The sequence below is a fragment of the Polaromonas sp. P4_F6 genome (assembly GCF_056401275.1).
The window spans coordinates 1,035,872-1,054,545 of record NZ_JBFUJQ010000001.1; the positions used below are offsets into that span (position 1 = coordinate 1,035,872).

The 18,674-nt window shown below is 66.6% G+C and carries 15 protein-coding genes; 5 read left to right on the forward strand and 10 right to left on the reverse strand.

Going from position 1 to position 18,674, the window contains the following annotated elements:
* Positions 1 to 74: 74 nt before the first annotated feature.
* Positions 75 to 1,583 (reverse strand): DNA-3-methyladenine glycosylase 2 family protein, encoded by a 1,509-nt coding sequence (locus AC1DUN_RS04960; protein ID WP_477712969.1) that lies wholly within the window; start codon positions 1,581 to 1,583, stop codon positions 75 to 77.
* A gap of 247 nt (positions 1,584 to 1,830) precedes the next feature.
* On the opposite strand from AC1DUN_RS04960, the gene AC1DUN_RS04965 reads away from it, so the two are divergent.
* The 3 genes from AC1DUN_RS04965 (at position 1,831) to AC1DUN_RS04975 (ending at position 5,652) form a co-directional block, all read left to right on the forward strand.
* Positions 1,831 to 3,216 (forward strand): phosphomannomutase/phosphoglucomutase, encoded by a 1,386-nt coding sequence (locus AC1DUN_RS04965; RefSeq protein ID WP_477712970.1) that lies wholly within the window; start codon positions 1,831 to 1,833, stop codon positions 3,214 to 3,216.
* A 94-nt stretch (positions 3,217 to 3,310) separates the two neighbouring features.
* A complete protein-coding gene (waaC, locus tag AC1DUN_RS04970; protein WP_477712971.1) occupies positions 3,311 to 4,327 on the forward strand; it encodes a lipopolysaccharide heptosyltransferase I in 1,017 nt (338 codons plus the stop codon).
* On the forward strand, positions 4,324 to 5,652 hold the full coding sequence (locus AC1DUN_RS04975; protein WP_477712972.1) for a 3-deoxy-D-manno-octulosonic acid transferase: 1,329 nt from the start codon (positions 4,324 to 4,326) through the stop codon (positions 5,650 to 5,652). Before waaC ends, AC1DUN_RS04975 begins: the two co-directional genes overlap by 4 nt.
* A 178-nt stretch (positions 5,653 to 5,830) precedes the next feature.
* Here the strand turns inward: AC1DUN_RS04975 and AC1DUN_RS04980 are convergent, their stop codons facing one another.
* From AC1DUN_RS04980 to AC1DUN_RS05020, 9 genes are all read right to left on the reverse strand, one after another.
* Entirely contained in the window at positions 5,831 to 6,847 is a 1,017-nt protein-coding gene (locus tag AC1DUN_RS04980; RefSeq protein WP_477712973.1) for a cupin-like domain-containing protein, read from the reverse strand.
* Positions 6,848 to 6,898: 51 nt separating this feature from the next.
* Positions 6,899 to 8,257: a TolC family outer membrane protein gene (locus AC1DUN_RS04985; protein WP_477712974.1), complete on the reverse strand. Its 1,359-nt coding sequence runs from the start codon at positions 8,255 to 8,257 to the stop codon at positions 6,899 to 6,901.
* 43 nt (positions 8,258 to 8,300) lie between these two features.
* Positions 8,301 to 8,657 (reverse strand): rhodanese-like domain-containing protein, encoded by a 357-nt coding sequence (locus tag AC1DUN_RS04990; RefSeq protein ID WP_007865951.1) that lies wholly within the window; start codon positions 8,655 to 8,657, stop codon positions 8,301 to 8,303.
* 57 nt (positions 8,658 to 8,714) lie between these two features.
* The gene (locus tag AC1DUN_RS04995) at positions 8,715 to 9,404 is read right to left on the reverse strand and encodes a protein-L-isoaspartate O-methyltransferase family protein (RefSeq protein WP_477712975.1); all 690 of its coding nucleotides are present in this window, start codon (positions 9,402 to 9,404) and stop codon (positions 8,715 to 8,717) included.
* A 74-nt stretch (positions 9,405 to 9,478) separates the two neighbouring features.
* Positions 9,479 to 12,727 carry an efflux RND transporter permease subunit gene (locus AC1DUN_RS05000; RefSeq protein WP_477712976.1) on the reverse strand — a complete coding sequence of 1,083 codons (3,249 nt, stop codon included), beginning with the start codon at positions 12,725 to 12,727 and terminating at the stop codon, positions 9,479 to 9,481.
* 12 nt (positions 12,728 to 12,739) lie between these two features.
* Complete coding sequence (locus AC1DUN_RS05005; protein WP_477712977.1) at positions 12,740 to 13,945, reverse strand: efflux RND transporter periplasmic adaptor subunit; 1,206 nt, start codon at positions 13,943 to 13,945, stop codon at positions 12,740 to 12,742.
* Positions 13,942 to 14,634 (reverse strand): TetR/AcrR family transcriptional regulator, encoded by a 693-nt coding sequence (locus tag AC1DUN_RS05010; protein WP_074575658.1) that lies wholly within the window; start codon positions 14,632 to 14,634, stop codon positions 13,942 to 13,944. Before AC1DUN_RS05010 ends, AC1DUN_RS05005 begins: the two co-directional genes overlap by 4 nt.
* Before the next feature lie 156 nt (positions 14,635 to 14,790).
* Positions 14,791 to 15,570 carry a YdcF family protein gene (locus tag AC1DUN_RS05015; protein WP_477712978.1) on the reverse strand — a complete coding sequence of 260 codons (780 nt, stop codon included), beginning with the start codon at positions 15,568 to 15,570 and terminating at the stop codon, positions 14,791 to 14,793.
* 28 nt (positions 15,571 to 15,598) lie between these two features.
* Positions 15,599 to 16,795, reverse strand: coding sequence for an acyl-CoA dehydrogenase (locus AC1DUN_RS05020; RefSeq protein WP_477712979.1), 1,197 nt, complete (start codon positions 16,793 to 16,795; stop codon positions 15,599 to 15,601).
* A gap of 155 nt (positions 16,796 to 16,950) precedes the next feature.
* Here AC1DUN_RS05020 and AC1DUN_RS05025 point away from each other — a divergent pair, with 155 nt between their 5' ends.
* Both AC1DUN_RS05025 and AC1DUN_RS05030 read left to right on the forward strand, forming a co-directional pair.
* Positions 16,951 to 17,835, forward strand: a complete 885-nt coding sequence (locus tag AC1DUN_RS05025) for a LysR family transcriptional regulator (protein ID WP_477712980.1) — start codon at positions 16,951 to 16,953, stop codon at positions 17,833 to 17,835.
* 394 nt (positions 17,836 to 18,229) lie between these two features.
* Entirely contained in the window at positions 18,230 to 18,607 is a 378-nt protein-coding gene (locus AC1DUN_RS05030; protein WP_477712981.1) for a GlsB/YeaQ/YmgE family stress response membrane protein, read from the forward strand.
* Positions 18,608 to 18,674 lie beyond the last annotated feature (67 nt).

The following is an 18,674-nucleotide window of genomic DNA, read 5'->3' on the forward strand; positions in this document are numbered from 1 at the left end:
TGTTCGCGCCGGGGCGCTGAACCGTCCAATGAAATCGGGGCACCGCATTCATTCCGCTCACGCATGAATCGCCGTCAGCCGGGGCGCTCCAGCGTGCCGCTCCAGGCGCGTATCACCGCGTAGCTGCGCCAGGGTTTCCAGGCCGTCGAAGCGAGTTCCGCTTCGCGCGCCGGGTTCTTCTGGCCCTGCACGCCCAGGGCCTTGTGCAGCGCCACGTCGCCCGCCGGAAAGGCGTCGGGCCAGCGCAGTGCGCGCATGGCGATGTACTGCGCGGTCCAGTCGCCTATGCCGGGCAATTCCTTGAGGGTGGCCATCGTGGCGTTCACGTCGGCGCCGCTGTGCAACTGCAGGCGCTTGTCGGCCACCGCCTGGGCGATGCCCACAATCGCGGCCTGGCGCTGCTTGACGATGCCCAGCTGCCCCAGCGCGTCGCCACTGGCAGCGGCCAGCACGGCGGGGGCGGGGAAGAGCCGCGTCAGCTGGGGCCAGGGCGTTTCCACCGTTTCGCCAAAGCGGTCCACCATGCGCTGGGCCAGGGTGCGCGCGGCAGCCACGGTGATCTGTTGGCCCAGCACGGCGCGCACCGCGAGCTCATAGCCGCACAGCGCGCCCGGCACGCGCAGGCCGTCGCCGTCGGGGAAGGCCGCGTGCAGCACGCTGTTGATGGCCGTCGGGTCGGCGTCCAGGTCGAAGGTGGTGCGCACGCGGCGTATCACCAGCGGCAGCACTTCGCGCAGCGAGTCGCTCACGCGCAGCACCAGGCGCGAACGCTCTTCCTCAAAGCTGGCCAGCAGCCAGCCCGTGTGTTGCTTGCCGCCGGACTCGATGCTCAAGGTCCGGCCCAGGCAGGGCTGGGCCGCCTCGCTGTCAATGAACTCGATGGCGCTGATGCAGCGCTTGCTGAAAAAAGCCAGCATGGCCTGCACGTCATAGGGCGGGCGGTAGCCCAGCCGTATGGTCGCGCCTTCGCCGACCTTGCCGCTACGCTCGGGCCCCTGGCGCCGCAGCTGCGTGGGGTTGAGTTTGTAGTGCTCGACAAAAGCCGCGTTGAAGCGGCGCACGCTGGCAAAGCCGCTGATCAGCGCGATCTGCGTGATCGGCAGGTCGGTGTCGGCCAGCAGCTGCTTGGCGGTGTGCAGCCTGTGCGTCTGCAAATACTGCATGGGCGAGACGCCGAATTGCGCCTCGAAGATGCGCCGCACATGGCGGTCGCTCACGCCCAGGCGCGTCGCGAGCTTGTCGACCGAGGGGGCTTCACCGGCCCAGACCTCGGGCTCGTCCAGCAGGCGCGCCGCCTGGTGGGCCAGGATGTAGGAAGCGTCCTGGATGGACCACACCACCGAATGCGGCGCCAGCTCGGGCCGGCAGCGCAGGCAGGGGCGAAAGCCGGCGTTCTCGGCCTGTGCCGCATGGTGGAAGAAACGGCAGTTCTCGCGCTTGGGTGTTTTCACGCTGCAGACCGGCCGGCAATAAATGCCGGTGGAGGTCACGCCGGTGAAAAAGCTGCCGTCAAAACGCGCATCGCGCGCCTTCAGGGCGAGGTAGCAGTCGTTGTCGGCCAGAGGGGTGTTGTCGCGGTCCATGGAAGAAATGATACGCCGCGGGCTGGTTCTGACTGGCCGTTTTCGGACATGTCCCTTGGCCGTCTGTGGGCCTGCTTTTTTGTGGTTTTTCGGCGGGTTTTCGGCAGGTTTCGCCCTTTGGGGCAGCCCCGCAATAGTCTGAACGGACTGGACGGAAACGGCTGGCGCCTACAGGAAGCGGCGGGGCGCCCACCTACAATGAATGCGCTTTCGTACCCATTCCCGCACTCTCCAGGAACCGTCCCCGATGCAAATCAACCCGTCCATCTTCAAGGCCTATGACATACGCGGCGTTGTGCCGTCCACCATCCATGAAGCGATGGCCGAGGCCCTGGGCAAGGCCTTTGGCATGGCGGCGCTGGCGGTGGGCGAAAAAGCCGTGGCCGTGGGCCGCGACGGCCGGCTCAGCGGGCCTTCGCTGAGCGCGGCGCTGATGCGCGGCCTGGCCGCCACGGGCGTGGATGTGATCGACGTGGGCATGGTGACCACGCCCATGCTGTACTTCGCCGCCAGCACGCTGGCCGGCTCCGGCATACAGGTCACCGGCAGCCACAACCCCAAGGACTACAACGGCTTCAAAATGGTGCTGGCCGGCCGCGCGATCTACGGCGAGGACATCCAGGCGCTGCGCCGCGTCATTGAAGGCGAGGACTGGGTGCTGCCCGCGCAGGGCGGCAGCATACGCCAGGTCGACGTGGGCACGGCTTATCGCGAGCGCATCGTCTCCGGCATCAAGCTGGAGCGCCCGATGAAAATCGTCGTCGATTCGGGCAACGGCATTGCCGGCGCTTCGGCCCCCGCGATCTTTCGCGCGCTGGGCTGCGAAGTCACCGAGCTCTTCAGCGAAGTGGACGGCAACTTTCCCAACCACCACCCGGACCCGAGCAAGCCCGAGAACCTGCAGGACCTGATCAAGGCCTTGCAAAGCGGTGACGCCGAACTGGGCCTGGCCTTTGACGGCGACGGCGACCGCCTGGGCATCGTCACCAAGGACGGCCAGAACATCTACCCCGACCGGCAGATGATGCTGTTCGCGCGCGACGTGCTCTCGCGCGAGCCGGGCGCCACGATTTTGTTTGACGTGAAATGCTCGCAGCGCCTGGCGCCCGAAATCGAAGCCGCCGGCGGCGTGCCCATGATGTACAAGACCGGCCATTCGCTGATCAAGGCCAGGATGAAGGAAGTCGATTCGCCTCTGGGCGGCGAGATGAGCGGCCACATCTTCTTCAAGGAGCGCTGGTACGGTTTTGACGACGGCACCTATGCCGGCGCCCGCCTGCTCGAGATCCTGAGCCGCGTACCCGATGCCGGCATCGTGCTCAATGCCTTGCCGACCAGCTTCAGCACGCCCGAACTCAATGTGGCCTGCAAGGAAGGTGAGCCGCATGCGGTGGTGGAGGCCTTGATCAAATCCGCGAAGTTTGCGGCGCCAGCGAAGATTTCGACTATCGACGGCGTGCGTGTGGACTGGCCCGACGGCTTTGGCCTGATACGCGCGTCCAACACCACGCCGGTGCTGGTGCTGCGCTTTGAGGGGCATACCCAGCAGGCGCTGGAACGCATTGAGACTGACATGCTGGGCCTGTTGCGCAGCGTCAAGCCTGATGCGAGCTTTGCAGCGTCTGCGCATTGAGGGCTTGAGGGCGGTCATTTAGCCTTTTTTGCGCTTTCCCGATCTTGGGGGCGTTCTGCGGCGAAAATCGTCGTTTTCCGCTTTTCCGCCCTTCATGAAAATTCTCCTGGTCAAGCTCTCGTCCCTGGGCGATGTGGTGCATACCCTGCCGGTGGTCCAGGACATACGCGCCGCCTTGCCGGATGCGCAAGTTGACTGGGTGGTGGAGAAGTCCTTCGCCTCCTTGCTGGCGCGCAGCGAAGGCCTGCACCACGTGATTCCCTGCGAGATACGGCGCTGGCGCAAATCCTTCTGGACGGCGGCCACGCGCCAGGCCTGGCGCGCCTTCAAGCACGACTTGCAGCAAGAGGCCTATGACGCCGTGATCGACCTGCAGGGCCTGACCAAATCCGCCCTGGTGGCGCGGCTGGCCCGGCTGGCGCCCGGCGGCAAACGTTATGCCCTGGCCAACCAGACCGACGGCTCGGGCTACGAGGCGCCCACGCGCTGGGTGGCCGACGTGGCGATTGCGGTGGAGCCGCACATCCATGCGGTGCGGCGCTCGCGTGAACTCGCCGCGCGTGCGCTGGCCTACCGCTTTGCGGCCGCCGCTGACTTTGGTTTGAAAGTGGCTGCGGCGCCCGCAAAGACCCGTGAGCACTTCCCCAAGGGCCGCATCGCCTTCATCCACGGCACTTCGCGTGCCGACAAGGAATGGCCCTTGAGCCACTGGGTCGCGCTGGGCCAGCGCCTGAACACGGCCGGCTACCAGCTGCTGCTGCCGCACGGCAATGCCGCGGAGCGGGCCGCCAGCGAGGCGATGGCCGCGGCGCTGAACGGCGCGGCGGCGGGTTCGGCCCTGGTGCCACCCACGCTGGCGCTGGACGCGCTGGCCGAAGAACTCGCGCAATGCGCCGGCGTGATCGGCGTGGACAGCGGTGTGAGCCATATCGCCGTCGCGCTGGACCTGCCGCACGTGCAGATCTACAACTTTGACACGGCCTGGCGCACCGGGCCTGATGCGCTGGGCCATGGCGGCCGCCAAAGAAGCGTGTTTGCGCAGCCCGCGCCGGATGTCGACGCCGTCTGGCAGGCCTGGCTGGCCTGCGGCACGGCAGGGGCCACCGCATGAACGCGCTGGCCCTGAAACTTTATTCACTGCTGGTGTCGTGTGGGCAGCCGCTGCTGCGCCGCAAGCTGGCGCGCCGCGCAAAGCAGGAGCCCGGCTACCTTGAGGCGGTCGAAGAGCGCTTTGGCCGCTACACGCAGCCGGCCGAAACCCGTTCCGAACTGGTCTGGGTGCATGCGGTCTCGCTGGGCGAGACCCGCGCCGCGGCCGTGCTGCTCAAGGCCTTGCGTGAACGCCATCCCGGCCTGCGCATCCTGCTCACGCACGGCACGGCCACCGGGCGCGCCGAGGGCGTGGCCTTGCTGCAACCCGGCGACGTGCAGGTCTGGCAGCCCTGGGACAGCCCAGGCGTGGTGGCGCGGTTTTTTGAACACTTCAAGCCGCGCCTGGGCCTGTTGATGGAAACCGAGATCTGGCCCAACCTGGTGGCTGCCGCGAAAGCGCGCGCCATGCCGCTGGTGCTGGTCAACGGCAGGCTGTCCGAAAAATCGCTGAAGCAGGCGCTCAGGATGTCGCCGCTCTCGGTGCCGGCCTATGCCGCGCTGTCGGCGGTGTACGCGCAGACGGACGACGACGCGCGCCGCTTTCGCCAGGCCGGCGCTGCGGTCGGCGGCGTGTTCGGCAACCTCAAGTTTGATGCCTCGCTGGACGACGCCCAGCAGGAAAAAGGCAAGGCCTGGCGCCGCGCGCTGGCGCTGCCGGTGATGATGTTCGCGAGCTCGCGCGAGGGCGAGGAAGAGCAGTTCCTGCAACAGATCAGCGCCATGGCCCAGTCCGAACATGCGCCGGCGGAGGACGCCCCGCCGCAGGAGATCGGAAGCCGCTTCAGGATTTTGCTGGTGCCGCGCCACCCGCAGCGCTTTAACGAGGTGGAGGCACTGGTGCGCCAGCACGGCCTGCGTGTGTCGCGCCGATCCGGCTGGGATGACGCGGCAGGAGGCCCGACCGGCGAAGCGCTGCAGGCCGATGTGTGGCTAGGCGATTCGCTGGGCGAGATGGCTCTCTATTACGCGATGAGCGACGTCGCCTTGCTGGGCGGCAGCTTCGCGCCCCTGGGCGGCCAGAACCTGATCGAGGCCGCGGCCTGCGGCTGCCCGGTGGTGATGGGCCCGCATACCTTTAACTTCACCGAAGCCGCCGAATTGGCCGTGGATGCCGGCGCGGCGCGCCGCGTGGTGGACATGGAGCAGGGCGTGCGCACCGCGCGCAAGTGGATGGACCGGCCTGATGCGCACGCCGCGGCGGTTGCGGCGGGGCTGGCTTTTGCCGACCGCAATCGCGGTGCCACGGCCAGGACCTTGGCTGCGCTGCAGGTTTTTCTGCCTTAACCAAGCAAGGGCCGCGGGGCTGGCTTTGCCAGACCGCAGGCGCAGCGGCCCCCGAGGGGCTGGAGCCCGCGGCTCCAAGCCTGCCTGCGCAGGCTTGGACGGGCGACAGAGGCGAAGTGTCTCGCGAGCCGCGGCCTGCAAGGCCTCGGGAGCTACACGAAGTGAGTGACCGTGGGGGCTACACCTTCTGATGGCAGGTGCAGTTATTCCGGGCGTAAAGGCCCAGGTGATGTGCCCAGTCCCGCAGCGTGGCCCAGGCGCCGCCGGTGGCGACTTCGTAAGGCGTGAGGCCGAACATGCCCAGGCTGATGGAAGGCTCCACCGAGACCACCGAGTGCCAGGTGCGCTTGGGAATGAACAGCGCGTCGCCGGCTTCCACGCGGGCATGGTAGCCGTGGGCTTTTTCGAAGGAGGCGAGTTCGCGGACCTGTTCGGGCAGGCGCGAGACGTTGATGTCGCTGAGCGTGGCGCCCCAGTCGTACTTGGCGGCCGGGCACATGTGCTGGCGCTGGTCGGGCGAGAAAAGAATGAATTCCTTGACGCCCTGCAGCTGCACAAACCAGTTGTGCGGGAAATCGTTGTGCAGGCCGGTCACGGTGTTGGCCGGGCCCATGAAGACGTATTCCCAGGTCATGCGGCCGGGCCACAGGCTCTTGATGAGCAGGTCGCGGCGCAGCTCGGGGTATTTCTCGAGGATGTCCCATTGCGCCAGGTACAAGGTCGTCGGCTTGAACGACTGCATGTGGGCCCAGTTCAGGTGAAAGCGCTCGCCGGGTTTGTAGCCGTCGCGTACTGGCTTGGGCAGCAGGCCGGCCATGGGGTCTGGCGTGCGCTGCGCGGCCTTGCCGAGTTCGCGCAGGTAGGGCGCAACCGGCAGGAAAGGGCGGCCCTTGGTCACGCCTTGCTCGACCAGGCCGTCGGTGAATTTGACGGGGACCTCGGCGCCCTTGCCGGCGCAGACGTCGGCGAGGAATTCAAACGACCATTTTTTCCAGGCCGGCCAGTGGTGGATGCCGCCCTTGACCAGCACGGGCTTGTCAAACGGCTGGCGGCGGCCGGTGCGCTGGAGTTCTTCCCAGGTGGTTTCCTCGATCAGCTCAAAGCTGGGGCCCTTGGGAACGTGGACCGGCGCATCGTGCACGCGTTCGGCTTCGATGGGCAGGGGAATCGCGTTGTTGTCGACAGGCATCAGCATGGAAATTCTGGTCCCGGCGCGGGGGCCTTTGTTGGAGTGGTTGGCCGGAGTTTACCGGGCCAGCAGCGCGTTGATCTTCTGCAGGTCTTCCGGCGTCAGCGTGCCGTTGGCCTGGCGCAGCTTGAGGTCGCCCAGCAGCACGTCGTAGCGCGCCTTGGCCAGGTCGCGTTTGGTCTGGAACAGCTGGCTTTGCGAGTTGAGCACGTCGATGTTGATGCGCACACCGACCTGGTAGCCCAGCTTGTTGGCGTCGAGCGCGCTCTGGCTGGAGAGCTCGGCCGCCTCCAGCGCCTTGACCTGGCCCTGGCCAGACTGCACGCCGAAGTAGGCGGTGCGTGTGGCCTGCGCCACGCTGCGCCGCGCGCCTTCGAGGTCGCTTTTGGCCTTGTCGCGCAGCGACAGGGTTTCGCGCACGCGGTTCTGCGTGGAAAAGCCCGCGAACAGCGGCACGTTGAGCAGCACGCCAACGGTCGTGGTGTTGGTGCGGAAGGCGAAGGGCGGGATGGTGGTGGCCGTGCCCGAGGGGTTGCGCGTGACGTTGTAGCTGGCGGTGGCGTCCAGCGTGGGCTTGTGGCCGGCTTCGGCCTTGTCCACCTCCAGCTCGGCGATCTCCACATTGCTTTGCGCCTGGCGGATGCTGGGGTGCACGAGTTCGGATTGCGACACCCAGGTGTTGACGTCGGCCGGCGTGATAGTCGGCAGGCCGACCGGGCTGGTCAGCGGCTTGGGCTGGGTTTCGGTCTTGCCGACCAGGGTGTCCAGCGCGATTTTTTTGACGCGCAGGTCGTTCTCGGCGGCCAGTTCCTGGGCGATCACCAGGTCGTAGCGGGCCTGGGCTTCACGGGTGTCGGTGATGGTGGAGGTACCGACCTCGAAGTTGCGCTTGGCCGAGGCCAGCTGCTCGGCCACCGCGGCTTTCTGGGCCCGCACAAAGGTCAGGGTGTCCTGCGCGGCCAGCACGTCGAAGTAGGCCTGGCTGGTGCGCACGATCAGGTCCTGGTCGGCGGTTTCCAGCTGGGCCTTGGCCAGGTCCACCTGCCGGGACGCCTGCTGGTAGGTGGCCCAGTTGGCCGGGCGGTACAGCGGCTGCGAGAGATTGAGCGTGGCGTTCTGCGTGTTGAAGCTGCGGTCTATCACCGGGGCCGTGTTTTCAAACGCGGTGCGCGACACGCCGGCCGAGATGCCCGCCGTCGGCAGAATGCCGGCCTTGGCCTGGTCGGCCTTGGCGAGGTTGGCGTCGTACTGCAGCTTGGCCGACTGGTAAGAAGCGTCGAAGGCGCGGGCCGATTCATACAGCTCGACGAGACTCTGGGCTTGCGCCAGGGGGGCCATGGCCAGCAGTGCCACGGCGGCCGCAATCGACAGGGGCAACATCACCGGGCGGGCCGGCGGTTTCTTGGGCGTGGTCATAAGAGTCCTGAAGAAATGAAGGGATCGGCGAATAAAAACGGGATCAGTACACCGGCACGGAGCGGTCCACCTGCTGCGACCAGGCGTTGATGCCGCCCTGCAGGTTGACGACTTCGGTGAAGCCGCTTTGCGTCAGGTAGTTGGCCACCTGCAGGCTGCGCATGCCGTGGTGGCACAGGCAGGCAATCGGCTGGCCGGCACCGGCCTCCTGCAACTCGGGCAGGCGCGCCGGGATCTCGCGCATCGGGATATGCACCAAGCGGAAGCCGTCTTCCTTGACCGAGGCGGTCTGCAGCTCCCAGGGCTCGCGCACGTCGAGCACCACGGGCAGGGCGGGCGCGCCCGCGCCGGCGTTGTCGCGCCAGGCGCTGAAGTCGGCGGGATTGAGCTGGGGAACCATGGGTGGCGCTTTCAGGTGTGTCGTGATCGGGTCGTGATGGGGTGTTGCCGCCGGCTTTCAGAAGCTGAAGGCCGAGGGTTCGGGGAAGTTCAGCAGGCGCGGCGCCACGGTGTCCCAGGCCTGGGTGGTGCGCCAGGCGTCTTCGGCCACGCGTGTGACCAGGGTGGCGCGCATCACGGGCTCAAAACCCACGATGGCGCTCAGGCGCCCGCCGACCTTGAGCAGGGACAGCAGCGAGGCCGGCACTTCGGCGACCGAGCCGCTGAGCACGATGACATCGAGGGGGCCGCGCAGCGGGTCGTTGCCGGCAACGGCCTGCGCCAGCTTGGCGGCGCCGTCGCCGGTGCGCACCTCGGCGTTGTAGACACCGGCGCGCTGCAGGTTGTCGCGCGCCATCTGCGCCAGCGTGGGGTCGATTTCAAGTGTGATCACCTGCTGCGCGCGGTGCGCCAGCAGGGCGGCCATGTAGCCGGAGCCGGCGCCGATTTCCAGCACTTTTTCGTGCTTCTGCACAGCCAGCTCCTGCAGGATGCGGGCCTCGACCTTGGGCGCCAGCATGCATTGGCTGGGGTTGGCCTGGGGCGGCAGCGGGATTTCCATGTCGACAAAGGCCAGGGCCTTGTGGGCCGCCGGCACGAAGTCTTCGCGCTTGACCACGGCGAGCAGGGAAAGGACCTGGTTGTCCAGCACTTCCCAGGGGCGGATTTGCTGTTCAATCATGTTGAATCGGGCTTGTTCGTAGTTCATGGCGGACCTGTGGTTGGGCGAAATGGGGGAAGAAAGGGAAGTGAAGTGGGGGTTCACGAGATAAACCTTTGATTTTAGCGGCCGGCCATGACAGGCGCGGGTTGGGCGGGCGGTGTTTCAGGGGTGGCGGCGTGCCGGGTTTTGCGGCCGAACTTGCGCTTGAACCATTGGCCCAGGTCGTCCAGGTAGCAATAGGTCACGGGCACCACCACCAGGGTCAGCAGCGAGGAGGTGATGACGCCGCCTATGACGGCCTGGCCCATGGGGGCGCGCTGCTCCGAGCCCTCGGTCAGGGCAAAGGCCAGCGGCACCATGCCGAAGATCATGGCCAGCGTGGTCATCAGGATGGGGCGCAGCCGGACCTTGGCGGCGTGCAGCAGGGCCTCGCCGCGTTCCATGCCGGGCACGCGGTGGCCGTCCACGTCCAGCCGGTCGGCGCGCATGCGGATCGCGAAGTCGACCAGCAGGATGGCGTTTTTGGTGACCAGGCCCATCAGCATCACCACGCCGATGATGGAGAACATCGACAGCGTGGAGCGGAACAGCAGCAGCGCCAGCACCACGCCGATCAGGGTCAGCGGCAGCGAGGTCATCAGCGCCATGGGCTGCAAAAAGCTCTTGAACTGGCTGGCCAGGATCATGTAGATGAACAAAATCGCCATGACCAGCGCGGAGACCGCGTAGCCGAAGGACTCGGCCATGTTCTTGGTGGAGCCGCTGAACTGGTAGCGGTAGCCGGGCGGGAAGTTGAAGTCGTCGAGCACGGCCTTGATGTCGTTGGAGACCTCGCCGGCCGAGCGCTTGTAGACGTTGGCGTTGATGGCGACCTCGCGCGCCATGTCGCGGCGGTTGATCTGGTTGGGCCCGGTGGACTCCTTCACGGTCGCCACCTGGTTGAGCCGCACCACGCGCGAGGAGCCGTCGGCATTGCTGCCCATGGTGCTGCTCATGAAGGGCAGGCGCTCCAGGTCCTGCGGCGCGGTGCGGGCGCCGGGCGCCAGGCGCACATTGACGTCGTAGGTCTGGTCGTCGGGCGCGCGCCAGTTGCCCACCGTCTGGCCGGCCACCAGGGTGCGCAGTGAGGCGGCGATCTGCGACACCGACAGGCCCAGGTCGGAGGCCGCGTCGCGCCGCACGTCGACCTCGATCACCGGTTTGTCGGCCTTGACGCTGGAGTCCAGGTCCACCAGGCCGGGGATGCCCCGTATCTTGTCGCTGATGGCGCGGGTGAGCCGCTCGAGTTCCTTGAGGTCGCTGCCCTGCAGGGAAAACTCCACCTGCTTGTTGCCGCCCACCGAATCGAGCAGGCCGACGTGCGTGACCGTGATGCCGGGCACCTGCTTGAGCCGCTCGCGCAGCACGCCCGACATCTCGTCGACGCTGCGCGTGCGCGCCTTGCGGTCCACCAGGCGCACATAGACGCTGGCGTACATCTTGCCCTGGGCATTGCCGGTGTTGAGCGTGGCCAGCGTGTATTTCACTTCCGGGAACTCGCGCACGATGGCCTCAACCTGGCGCGCCTTGGCCTCGGTGTTTTCCAGCGAAGAGCCCACCGGTGTGTAGAAATTCAGCGTGGTCTCGGAGAAGTCGGCCTTGGGCACGAACTCGGTGCCCAGCAGCGGCACCATGAAGATGCTGGTGACAAAAATCAGCACCGCCAGCGCCAGCGTGGCCAGCTTGTGGCCCAGCGACCAGCGCAGTATGCCCTGGTAGCTGTCGCTCAGGGATTCGGTGGCGCGGTCGAACCAGCCGGTGACGCGGCCTATGGTCTTGTCGTAGAAAGTGACGGGCGCACCCTGCCGTCCGTGCGCTTCAATCGCCGGGTCGTGCCAGACGCTGGAGAGCATGGGGTCCAGCGTGAAGCTCACAAACATGGATATCAGCACCGCCGCCACGATGGTCACGCCGAACTCGTGGAAGAACTTGCCGATGATGCCGCCCATAAAACCGATGGGCAGGAACACCGCCACGATGGAGAAGGTCGTGGCCAGCACGGCCAGGCCGATTTCCTGGGTGCCGTCCAGCGAGGCCTGGTAGGGTGACTTGCCCATCTGCACGTGGCGCACGATGTTTTCGCGCACCACAATGGCGTCGTCGATCAACAGGCCCACGCACAGCGACAGCGCCATCAGCGTGATCATGTTGATGGTGAAGCCGAACAGATTCATGAACAAAAAGGTGCCGATGATGGAGATCGGCAGCGTCAGCCCGGTGATCACCGTGGAGCGCCAGGAATTGAGAAACAGGAAGACGATGAGCACCGTCAGCAGCGCGCCTTCGATCAGCGTGCGGCGCACGTTCTCGACGGCCACGCGTATGGGCCGCGAGCCGTCGGTGATGAGCTCCAGCCGCGCGCCAGGCGGCAGCAGCGGCTGCAGCTCGGCCACGGCCTTGTTCAGGCCGTCGACCACGGCAATGGTGTTTTCGTCCTGGGCTTTTTGCACCGTCAGCAGCAGGGTGCGCTGGCCGTTGTAGAGCGCCAGGCTGTCGAGCTCCTGCGCGCCGTCGGCGATGCGGGCCACCTGGTCGACGGTGACCGCCGCGGCCGCTCCGCCGGCCGTGCCCTTGCGCGCGACGATGATCTTGCCGAAGTCCTCGGGCCGCTTCATGCGCGCGTCTATCTTGACGACGCGCTCCTGCTGCAGCGAGCGTATGGCGCCCACCGGCAGGTCCTGGTTTTCGTTGCGCACGGCATTGACCACCTGGTCGGCGGTGATGCCCAGCGACTCCATGGCCTGCGGATTGAGGTAGACGTTGATCTCGCGTTTGGTGCCGCCCACCAGGGTGACCGAGCCCGCGCCGCGCACGTTCTCCAGGCGTTTTTTCAGCACCTGGTCGGCCCAGTTGGTCAGCTCCACCGCGTCCATGGCCTTGCCCTTGCCGGACTGCGGCAGCACAGCCACCGACCAGATCGCGCGGCTGGCCGGGTCGAAGCGCAGCACGCGCGGCTCCTTGACCTCGTCGCGAAAGCTGGGCCGTATGGCCGCGATTTTTTCGCGCACGTCTTCGGCGGCGCGGCGCCCGTCGATATAGAGCTGGAACTCCATGATGACCACGGACTGGCCTTCGTAGCTGCGCGAGGTCAGCGCGTTGATGCCGGCGATGGAGTTGACGCCTTCCTCTATCTTCTTGGTGACTTCGCTTTCAACGATCTCGGGCGAGGCGCCCGGGTATTCGGCGGTGATCACCACCACCGGGAAGTCGATGTTGGGAAACTGGTCGACCTGCATGCGCTGGTAGGAGAACAGCCCCAGCACCACGATGGCCAGCATGACCATGGTGGCGAACACGGGATTCTTGAGGCTGACCTGCGTGAACCACATGCGCGTGAAGCCTCAGGGCGCCGGTTTGGCGGGCGTGCTGGCGGCGGGCTGCGCGGAGGGCAGTTGCGTGAAGCGGACTTTGGTGCCTTCGCGCAGCGCGCCTATCTCGCCGCGAACGACGAGCGCGCCTTCTTCCAGGCCTTTGATGGCCACCACGCTGTCGCCGCCGGCGGCGCCGCGCGCGCCCAGCTCGACGGTCTTGTGTACCACCACGCCGTTCTCCACCGCCTGCACATAGGGCGCGGGCTTGTCGGTGCGCACGGCGCTGACGGGCAGCGCCAGCAGCGAGGCGCGCGCCGTGCCCAGCGTGCCCTGGGCGAACAGGCCCTGGCGCAGCGGCGGGGTGCCGGCTTCGCCTGGAGTTCCGGTAACGCCCGGGTTGTCAATGTTCAGGTAGGCCAGCACGCTGCGGCTGCCTGCCTGCGCGCTGGGGTTGATGCGCGCGACCACGGCCGTCACGGGCTGGCGGCTGCCTTCAATCTGCAGCTGGGCGCTCTGGCCCACGCGCACTTCCATGGAGTCGGTGGCGCTCAGCGTGGCCTCGAGTTCGAGCCGGCTCAGGTCGACGATTTCGACGATTTTGGTGTCTATGCCCACACGCTCGCCGGGCTGCGCCAGGCGCTGCGACACCTGGCCGGAGATAGGCGCCTTGAGCACCGTGTCGTCCAGCGATTTGGCGGCTACGTCGGTCGCGGCCAGCGCGGCCTTGTAGGTGGACTGCGCGGCGTTGAGGTTGGCCAGCGAGGTGTCCAGCGCGGTCTTGGAAATAAAGCCCTGGTCGACCAGCGCCTTGTTGTTGTCGTACTGGCGCTGCACCACGTCGACCTGGGCTTTGGCGGATTCGGCCTGCTCGCGGGCCTGGCGCACGCGCGACTGGTATTCGGCGGCGTCTATGCGCGCGATCACCTGGCCGGCCTTGACCACATCGCCCTCGCGCACCGCCAGCCCCTGCAGCTCGCCGGCGACCCGGGCCTTGATGACGGCGGAGTTGACGGCCTTGAGCGAGCCGGAGACGGGCAGGCCCTGCACGAGCTCGCGCACCTGGGCCTTGGCCACGTCGGTGGCGGCCAGTTCCACCAGGCCCATGTCCTTGCCGGCCGCGCTGCTGGCGGCCAGCGCCTGCTGCTGGGCCTTGCGCGCGCCCAGCGCGCGCAGCACACCGCCCGCGATGAGCAACACGATGAGGCCGGCGACCGCCCACTTGGCCCAGCGCTTCATGCGGCCTTCCTGTTGGCCACGGCGGCAACGGCCGGCGCGGAGATGCCGTTCAGGATGGTTTCCACCTGGAAGGCGATGTATTTTTGGGGATCCAGGTCAATCTCGCTGCTTAAACACACGCCGCCGGAGTGCCTGGACAGGATCAGGAAAATCATGGGGGCGATCACGACATAGACGGCGTAGTCCAGGTTCATGGGGCGGAACTCGCCGCGGTCCATGCCGCGCTGCAGGATGCTGCGGATCAGGCCGTGGCCCGGCATGATGACTTCCTGCTGGTAGAAGGCCGCGATGTCGGGGAAGTTCTTGGCCTCGCTCATCATGAGCTTGGTCAGGCCCGAGGCGCGCGTCAGGCCCACGCGTTCCCACCAGCTGTTCATGCAGTAGGCCAGCAATTCGGAAGTGGTGCCTTCAAAGGTTTCCAGCTCGGCGCGCCACTCGGTGAAGCGGCCCGAGATGTTCTCGCGCACCACGGCCTTGAACAGCTCTTCCTTGCTCTGGAAATAGAGGAACAAGGTGCCTTTGGAGACGCCCGCGCGGGCGGCGACTTCCTCGGCGCGGGTGGCGGCAAAGCCTTTTTCCACAAAAAGGTCCAATGCGGCATCCAGGAGCTCGCCCGGGCGCGCTTCCTTGCGGCGCTCGCGCTTGGCGGCGACCGCTGTGTTGTCGTGGAAAAGTTTGGAAAGAGACATAGTTACTGACTGACTGGTTAGTAATATATCTGCTTACTTTCCGACCGTCAACCCAAAGTATTGAGTGTCGCCGGGGCGCCTGGACTCAAAGGTAAACCCGCGGTAAAGCCTTGGTGGGCGCGGCTTTGGCGCCACACGAGGTGGCAGCTCCCGGGCTCAAGCGGGCCGAAAACGCCCAACGGCCAGCCCCAGCCACTCGCGCAGCACCTGGCGCGAGGCCTGCAGGCCCTGGGCGGAGGGCAGCCATTCGAGCAGCTCGCTTTGCGCCGGCAGCACATAGCCCATGGGGGCGGGCGTGACGGCCAGGCCGGCCTGCTCAAAGGCCAGCATTGCTCGCGGCATGTGCCAGGCATGGGTCACCAGCGCGATGCGCTGGACGCCGGCCTGGCGCAGCAGCGGCGCCATCAGGCGCGCATTGCCCGCCGTGTCGCGCGACTGCGATTCACGCCAGCGCAGCGCCAGGCCGTAGTCCTGCTGCAGCACGCGGGCGGCGACTTCGGCCTCCGATTCGGTTTGGCTGCTGTGGGCCGCCCAGCCCAGGCCGCCGGTAAAAGCCAGCGGCAAGCCGGACTGCCGGGCCAGCCAGGCGCCGTAGCGCAGCCGTGCCGCGGTGGCGGCGCTCGGCTGGCTGTGGCCGTATTCGGGCGCCACGGGCAGCACGTCGCCGCCCAGGATGACGATGGCCTGCACCTGGCGGGCCTTGAGCTCGGCCATGTCCAGCGGCGCGAATTGCGGCAAGGCCGTGCGCGCCAGCCACACCGCCGTACCGTGGCAGCTGAGCAGCGCCAGCAGCAGCACGGAAATGGTCGCCAGCGCGAGCCCGCTTCTTTTTTTGTGGCACCCGGCCAGCAGCAGGCCCAGCAAGGCCAGCAGCAGCAGCGAGACCGGCGGCAGCGCCAGGGCGGCCAGCACGGGCTTGAGCGCGCCTGGGTCCATGGCCGGCTACAGGAAGAAAAAGCGCTTCTTAATAGAAGGCCTGCAGGCCGGTCTGCGCGCGGCCCAGGATCAGGGCATGCACGTCGTGCGTGCCTTCATAGGTGTTGACGGTTTCCAGGTTGATCATGTGGCGGATCACGTGGTACTCGTCATGGATGCCGTTGCCGCCGTGCATGTCGCGCGCCATGCGGGCGATGTCCAGCGACTTGCCGCAGCTGTTGCGCTTGATCAGCGAAATCATTTCGGGCACGGCCTTGTCTTCGTCCATGAGCCGGCCCACGCGCAGGCAGGCCTGCAGGCCCAGCGTGATTTCGGTCTGCATGTCGGCCAGCTTTTTCTGGATCAGCTGGTTCTGCGCCAGCGGGCGGCCGAACTGCTGGCGGTCCAGGGTGTACTGGCGGGCGCGGAACCAGCAGTCCTCGGCCGCGCCCAGGGCGCCCCAGGCGATGCCGTAACGCGCCTTGTTGAGGCAGCCGAAGGGGCCCTTCAAGCCGCTCACATTGGGCAGCAGGTTGGCTTCGGGCACAAACACGTCGTCCATGACGATCTCGCCGGTGATCGACGCGCGCAAGCTCATCTTGCCCTCGATCTTGGGCGCGGTCAGGCCCTTCATGCCTTTTTCCAGCACAAAGCCGCGAATGCTTTCCTGGCCGCCGACCTTGCCGTCCGGATCCTGCAGCTTGGCCCAGACGATGAAGACGTCGGCGATGGGGCTGTTGGTGATCCACATCTTGGCGCCCTTGAGGATAAAGCCGCCGTCGACAGGCTTGGCGCGCGTCAGCATGCTGGCCGGGTCTGAGCCGTGGTTGGGCTCGGTCAGGCCGAAGCAGCCCACCCATTCGCCGGTGGCCAGCTTGGGCAGGTATTTCTGCTTCTGCGCCTCGCTGCCGTAGGCGTTGATGGGGTGCATGACCAGCGAGCTTTGCACGCTGATGGCGCTGCGGTAGCCGCTGTCCACGCGCTCGACCTCGCGCGCCACCAGGCCGTAGCTCACATAGTTGAGGCCGGCGCAGCCGTAGCCTTCAATCGTGGAGCCCAGGAAACCCATGGCGCCCGCCTCGTTCATGATCTCGCGGTCGAATTTTTCGTGGCGCGCCGCCATCAGCACGCGGGGCTGCAGCTTTTCCTGGCAGAAGGCATGCGCCGCGTCGGCGATGGCGCGTTCGTCCTCGCTGAGCTGCTCCATGAAGAAAAACGGGTCTTGCCAGTTGAAGGTGGTTTTCATGGTGTGTGTCTCCGGAAAAGGGGAAGAGGGGGAGGGGGCTTGGTTTGCAGTGTAGGGGCGCGGCTCGGGGCACCGGCGGCCATGCGTGATTGTTTGACAAGCATGAATAGTTGTCTAATATCAATTATTGATTCAATGATATAAAAAACATATTCATGGAATTCCGCCACCTCCGCTATTTCCTGGTCCTGGCCGAGGAACTGCACTTCGGCCGCGCCGCCCGGCGCCTGTCGATTTCGCAGCCGCCGTTGTCGCTCAATATCCAGCAGCTGGAGGCCTCCATAGGCGCGAAGCTGTTCACCCGCAGCAGCAAGCAGGTCAACCTGACGGCTGCGGGCCAGGCCTTTGTGCCGGCGGCACGCGCCCTGCTGGACCAGGCCGCGCAGGCGGCCGGCCACGCGCGCGATGTGGGCCAAGGGATGGCCGGCAGCCTGGCCATAGGCTTTTCGGGCACCATGCTTTACAGCGGCCTGCCCGCCATCCTGGAGCGCTTCCAGGCCGAACACCCTTTGCTGCGGCTCACGCTCAAGGAGCTCAGCTCCAGCGAGCAACTGGTGGAGCTGGCGCACGACCGGCTGGACCTGGGTTTTGTGCACACCACGCGCGTGCCGCCCGAGCTCTCGCAAATCCTGGTGTCCAGCCAGGCTTTGGTCTGCTGCCTGCCCGCCGGCCATGCATTGGCGCGCAAGCGCTCGCTGTCGCTTTCGGCCCTGCAGGGCCAGCCCTTTGCGGTGGTGTCGCGCGCGGTCTCGCCCGATTACCACGAGCGCATCCTGGCGATCTGCACCGAAGCCGGCTTTTACCCCGAGATGCGCTACGAACTGCGGCATTGGCTCAGCGTGGTGTCGCTGGTGTCGCAAGGCATGGGCGTGGCCCTGGTGCCGGCGGCCTTGCGGCAGTCGGCCATGGCCGGCGCGGCTTTTGTGCCGCTGGATGCGGCCACCACGCCCTACGACACGCATTGCCTCTGGAAAACCGCGCGCGACCACCAGGCGCTGGCGGCTTTTGTCAAGGCGGTGCGCGCGATTGCGCCGGCCTGAGCCACTCACAAAACCCTCCTGGCGTTGTTGCGCCGCCTTGCCGTGCCAGGGCCTGTGAGCCCTGTGTTTGCAAATGCGAATGGGGTGAAAACGGCGCCAATCAAGGCGTGCGACGAATCCCAGACCGGGAGTCTGGGTGAGGAGCGCAACGCGGAGTGGCGCCGTTTTCACCCCATTCCCTTCGGGTTGCGATCAAAAGGGCCTTGCGCGGCGTTGCAAAGCCTTGACGGGGCTCACCCCGCCTGCGTTTTGCGCCTTGCTCAAGGCCTTTTTGACTCGCAACGCATCTTGCAAACACAGGGCTCACAGGCCCTAAGCACTGTCTGCGGCGGCGCGCCTAGCCAGGACCGCTTCGCTGGGTTTTGTGAGCGGCTCCAGAAGAAAGAGAAAGACCTTGCGGAAAGTATGTCCACCGCTGGGGGCGCAAAACTGCGACCATGGGGCAGTTCATAGTCTTCAGGAGAACGGCATCAACCCGTATATCTGGTGTGTGGTGGGTGCCCTTTTCGGCGGTGCCGCCTGCCTGCTCGCGGGCACCCGCGAAAAAATCCTTATCCTCGAAAACCTCGGTGTCGGCGTGTTCGGCGCCTACATAGGCGGTGACTTCGTGGCCGCCATCCTGAGCCACGGCAAGACCAACGACACGGTGTTCAGCATGGGCTCGCTGGGCCTGGCCGTCACCGGTGCCGTTATGGCGCTGGTGCTGCTGCGGCTGATGCGCCGCGCCGTCGGCCCCATGCACCGCAGCAAGGGCCCGCGCCGCCGCGATTGAGCCCCTGCCGGGCAAGGGCAAGCGCGGCGGCCACGGCGCTTGCGCGGCCCGCGGCGTAAGATTTCCG

Bases quoted from the DNA above. Each gene is read 5' to 3' on its own strand.
- AC1DUN_RS04975 (WP_477712972.1), top strand. From the start codon at position 4,324: ATGAACGCGCTGGCCCTGAAACTTTATTCACTGCTGGTGTCGTGTGGG.
- AC1DUN_RS05000 (WP_477712976.1), bottom strand. From the start codon at position 12,727: ATGTGGTTCACGCAGGTCAGCCTCAAGAATCCCGTGTTCGCCACCATG.
- AC1DUN_RS04980 (WP_477712973.1), bottom strand. From the start codon at position 6,847: ATGCTGATGCCTGTCGACAACAACGCGATTCCCCTGCCCATCGAAGCC.
- AC1DUN_RS05020 (WP_477712979.1), bottom strand. From the start codon at position 16,795: ATGAAAACCACCTTCAACTGGCAAGACCCGTTTTTCTTCATGGAGCAG.
- AC1DUN_RS04995 (WP_477712975.1), bottom strand. From the start codon at position 9,404: ATGAACTACGAACAAGCCCGATTCAACATGATTGAACAGCAAATCCGC.
- AC1DUN_RS05015 (WP_477712978.1), bottom strand. From the start codon at position 15,570: ATGGACCCAGGCGCGCTCAAGCCCGTGCTGGCCGCCCTGGCGCTGCCG.
- AC1DUN_RS04960 (WP_477712969.1), bottom strand. From the start codon at position 1,583: ATGGACCGCGACAACACCCCTCTGGCCGACAACGACTGCTACCTCGCC.
- AC1DUN_RS04990 (WP_007865951.1), bottom strand. From the start codon at position 8,657: ATGGTTCCCCAGCTCAATCCCGCCGACTTCAGCGCCTGGCGCGACAAC.
- AC1DUN_RS05025 (WP_477712980.1), top strand. From the start codon at position 16,951: ATGGAATTCCGCCACCTCCGCTATTTCCTGGTCCTGGCCGAGGAACTG.
- AC1DUN_RS04985 (WP_477712974.1), bottom strand. From the start codon at position 8,257: ATGACCACGCCCAAGAAACCGCCGGCCCGCCCGGTGATGTTGCCCCTG.
- waaC (WP_477712971.1), top strand. From the start codon at position 3,311: ATGAAAATTCTCCTGGTCAAGCTCTCGTCCCTGGGCGATGTGGTGCAT.
- AC1DUN_RS05005 (WP_477712977.1), bottom strand. From the start codon at position 13,945: ATGAAGCGCTGGGCCAAGTGGGCGGTCGCCGGCCTCATCGTGTTGCTC.
- AC1DUN_RS05010 (WP_074575658.1), bottom strand. From the start codon at position 14,634: ATGTCTCTTTCCAAACTTTTCCACGACAACACAGCGGTCGCCGCCAAG.
- AC1DUN_RS04965 (WP_477712970.1), top strand. From the start codon at position 1,831: ATGCAAATCAACCCGTCCATCTTCAAGGCCTATGACATACGCGGCGTT.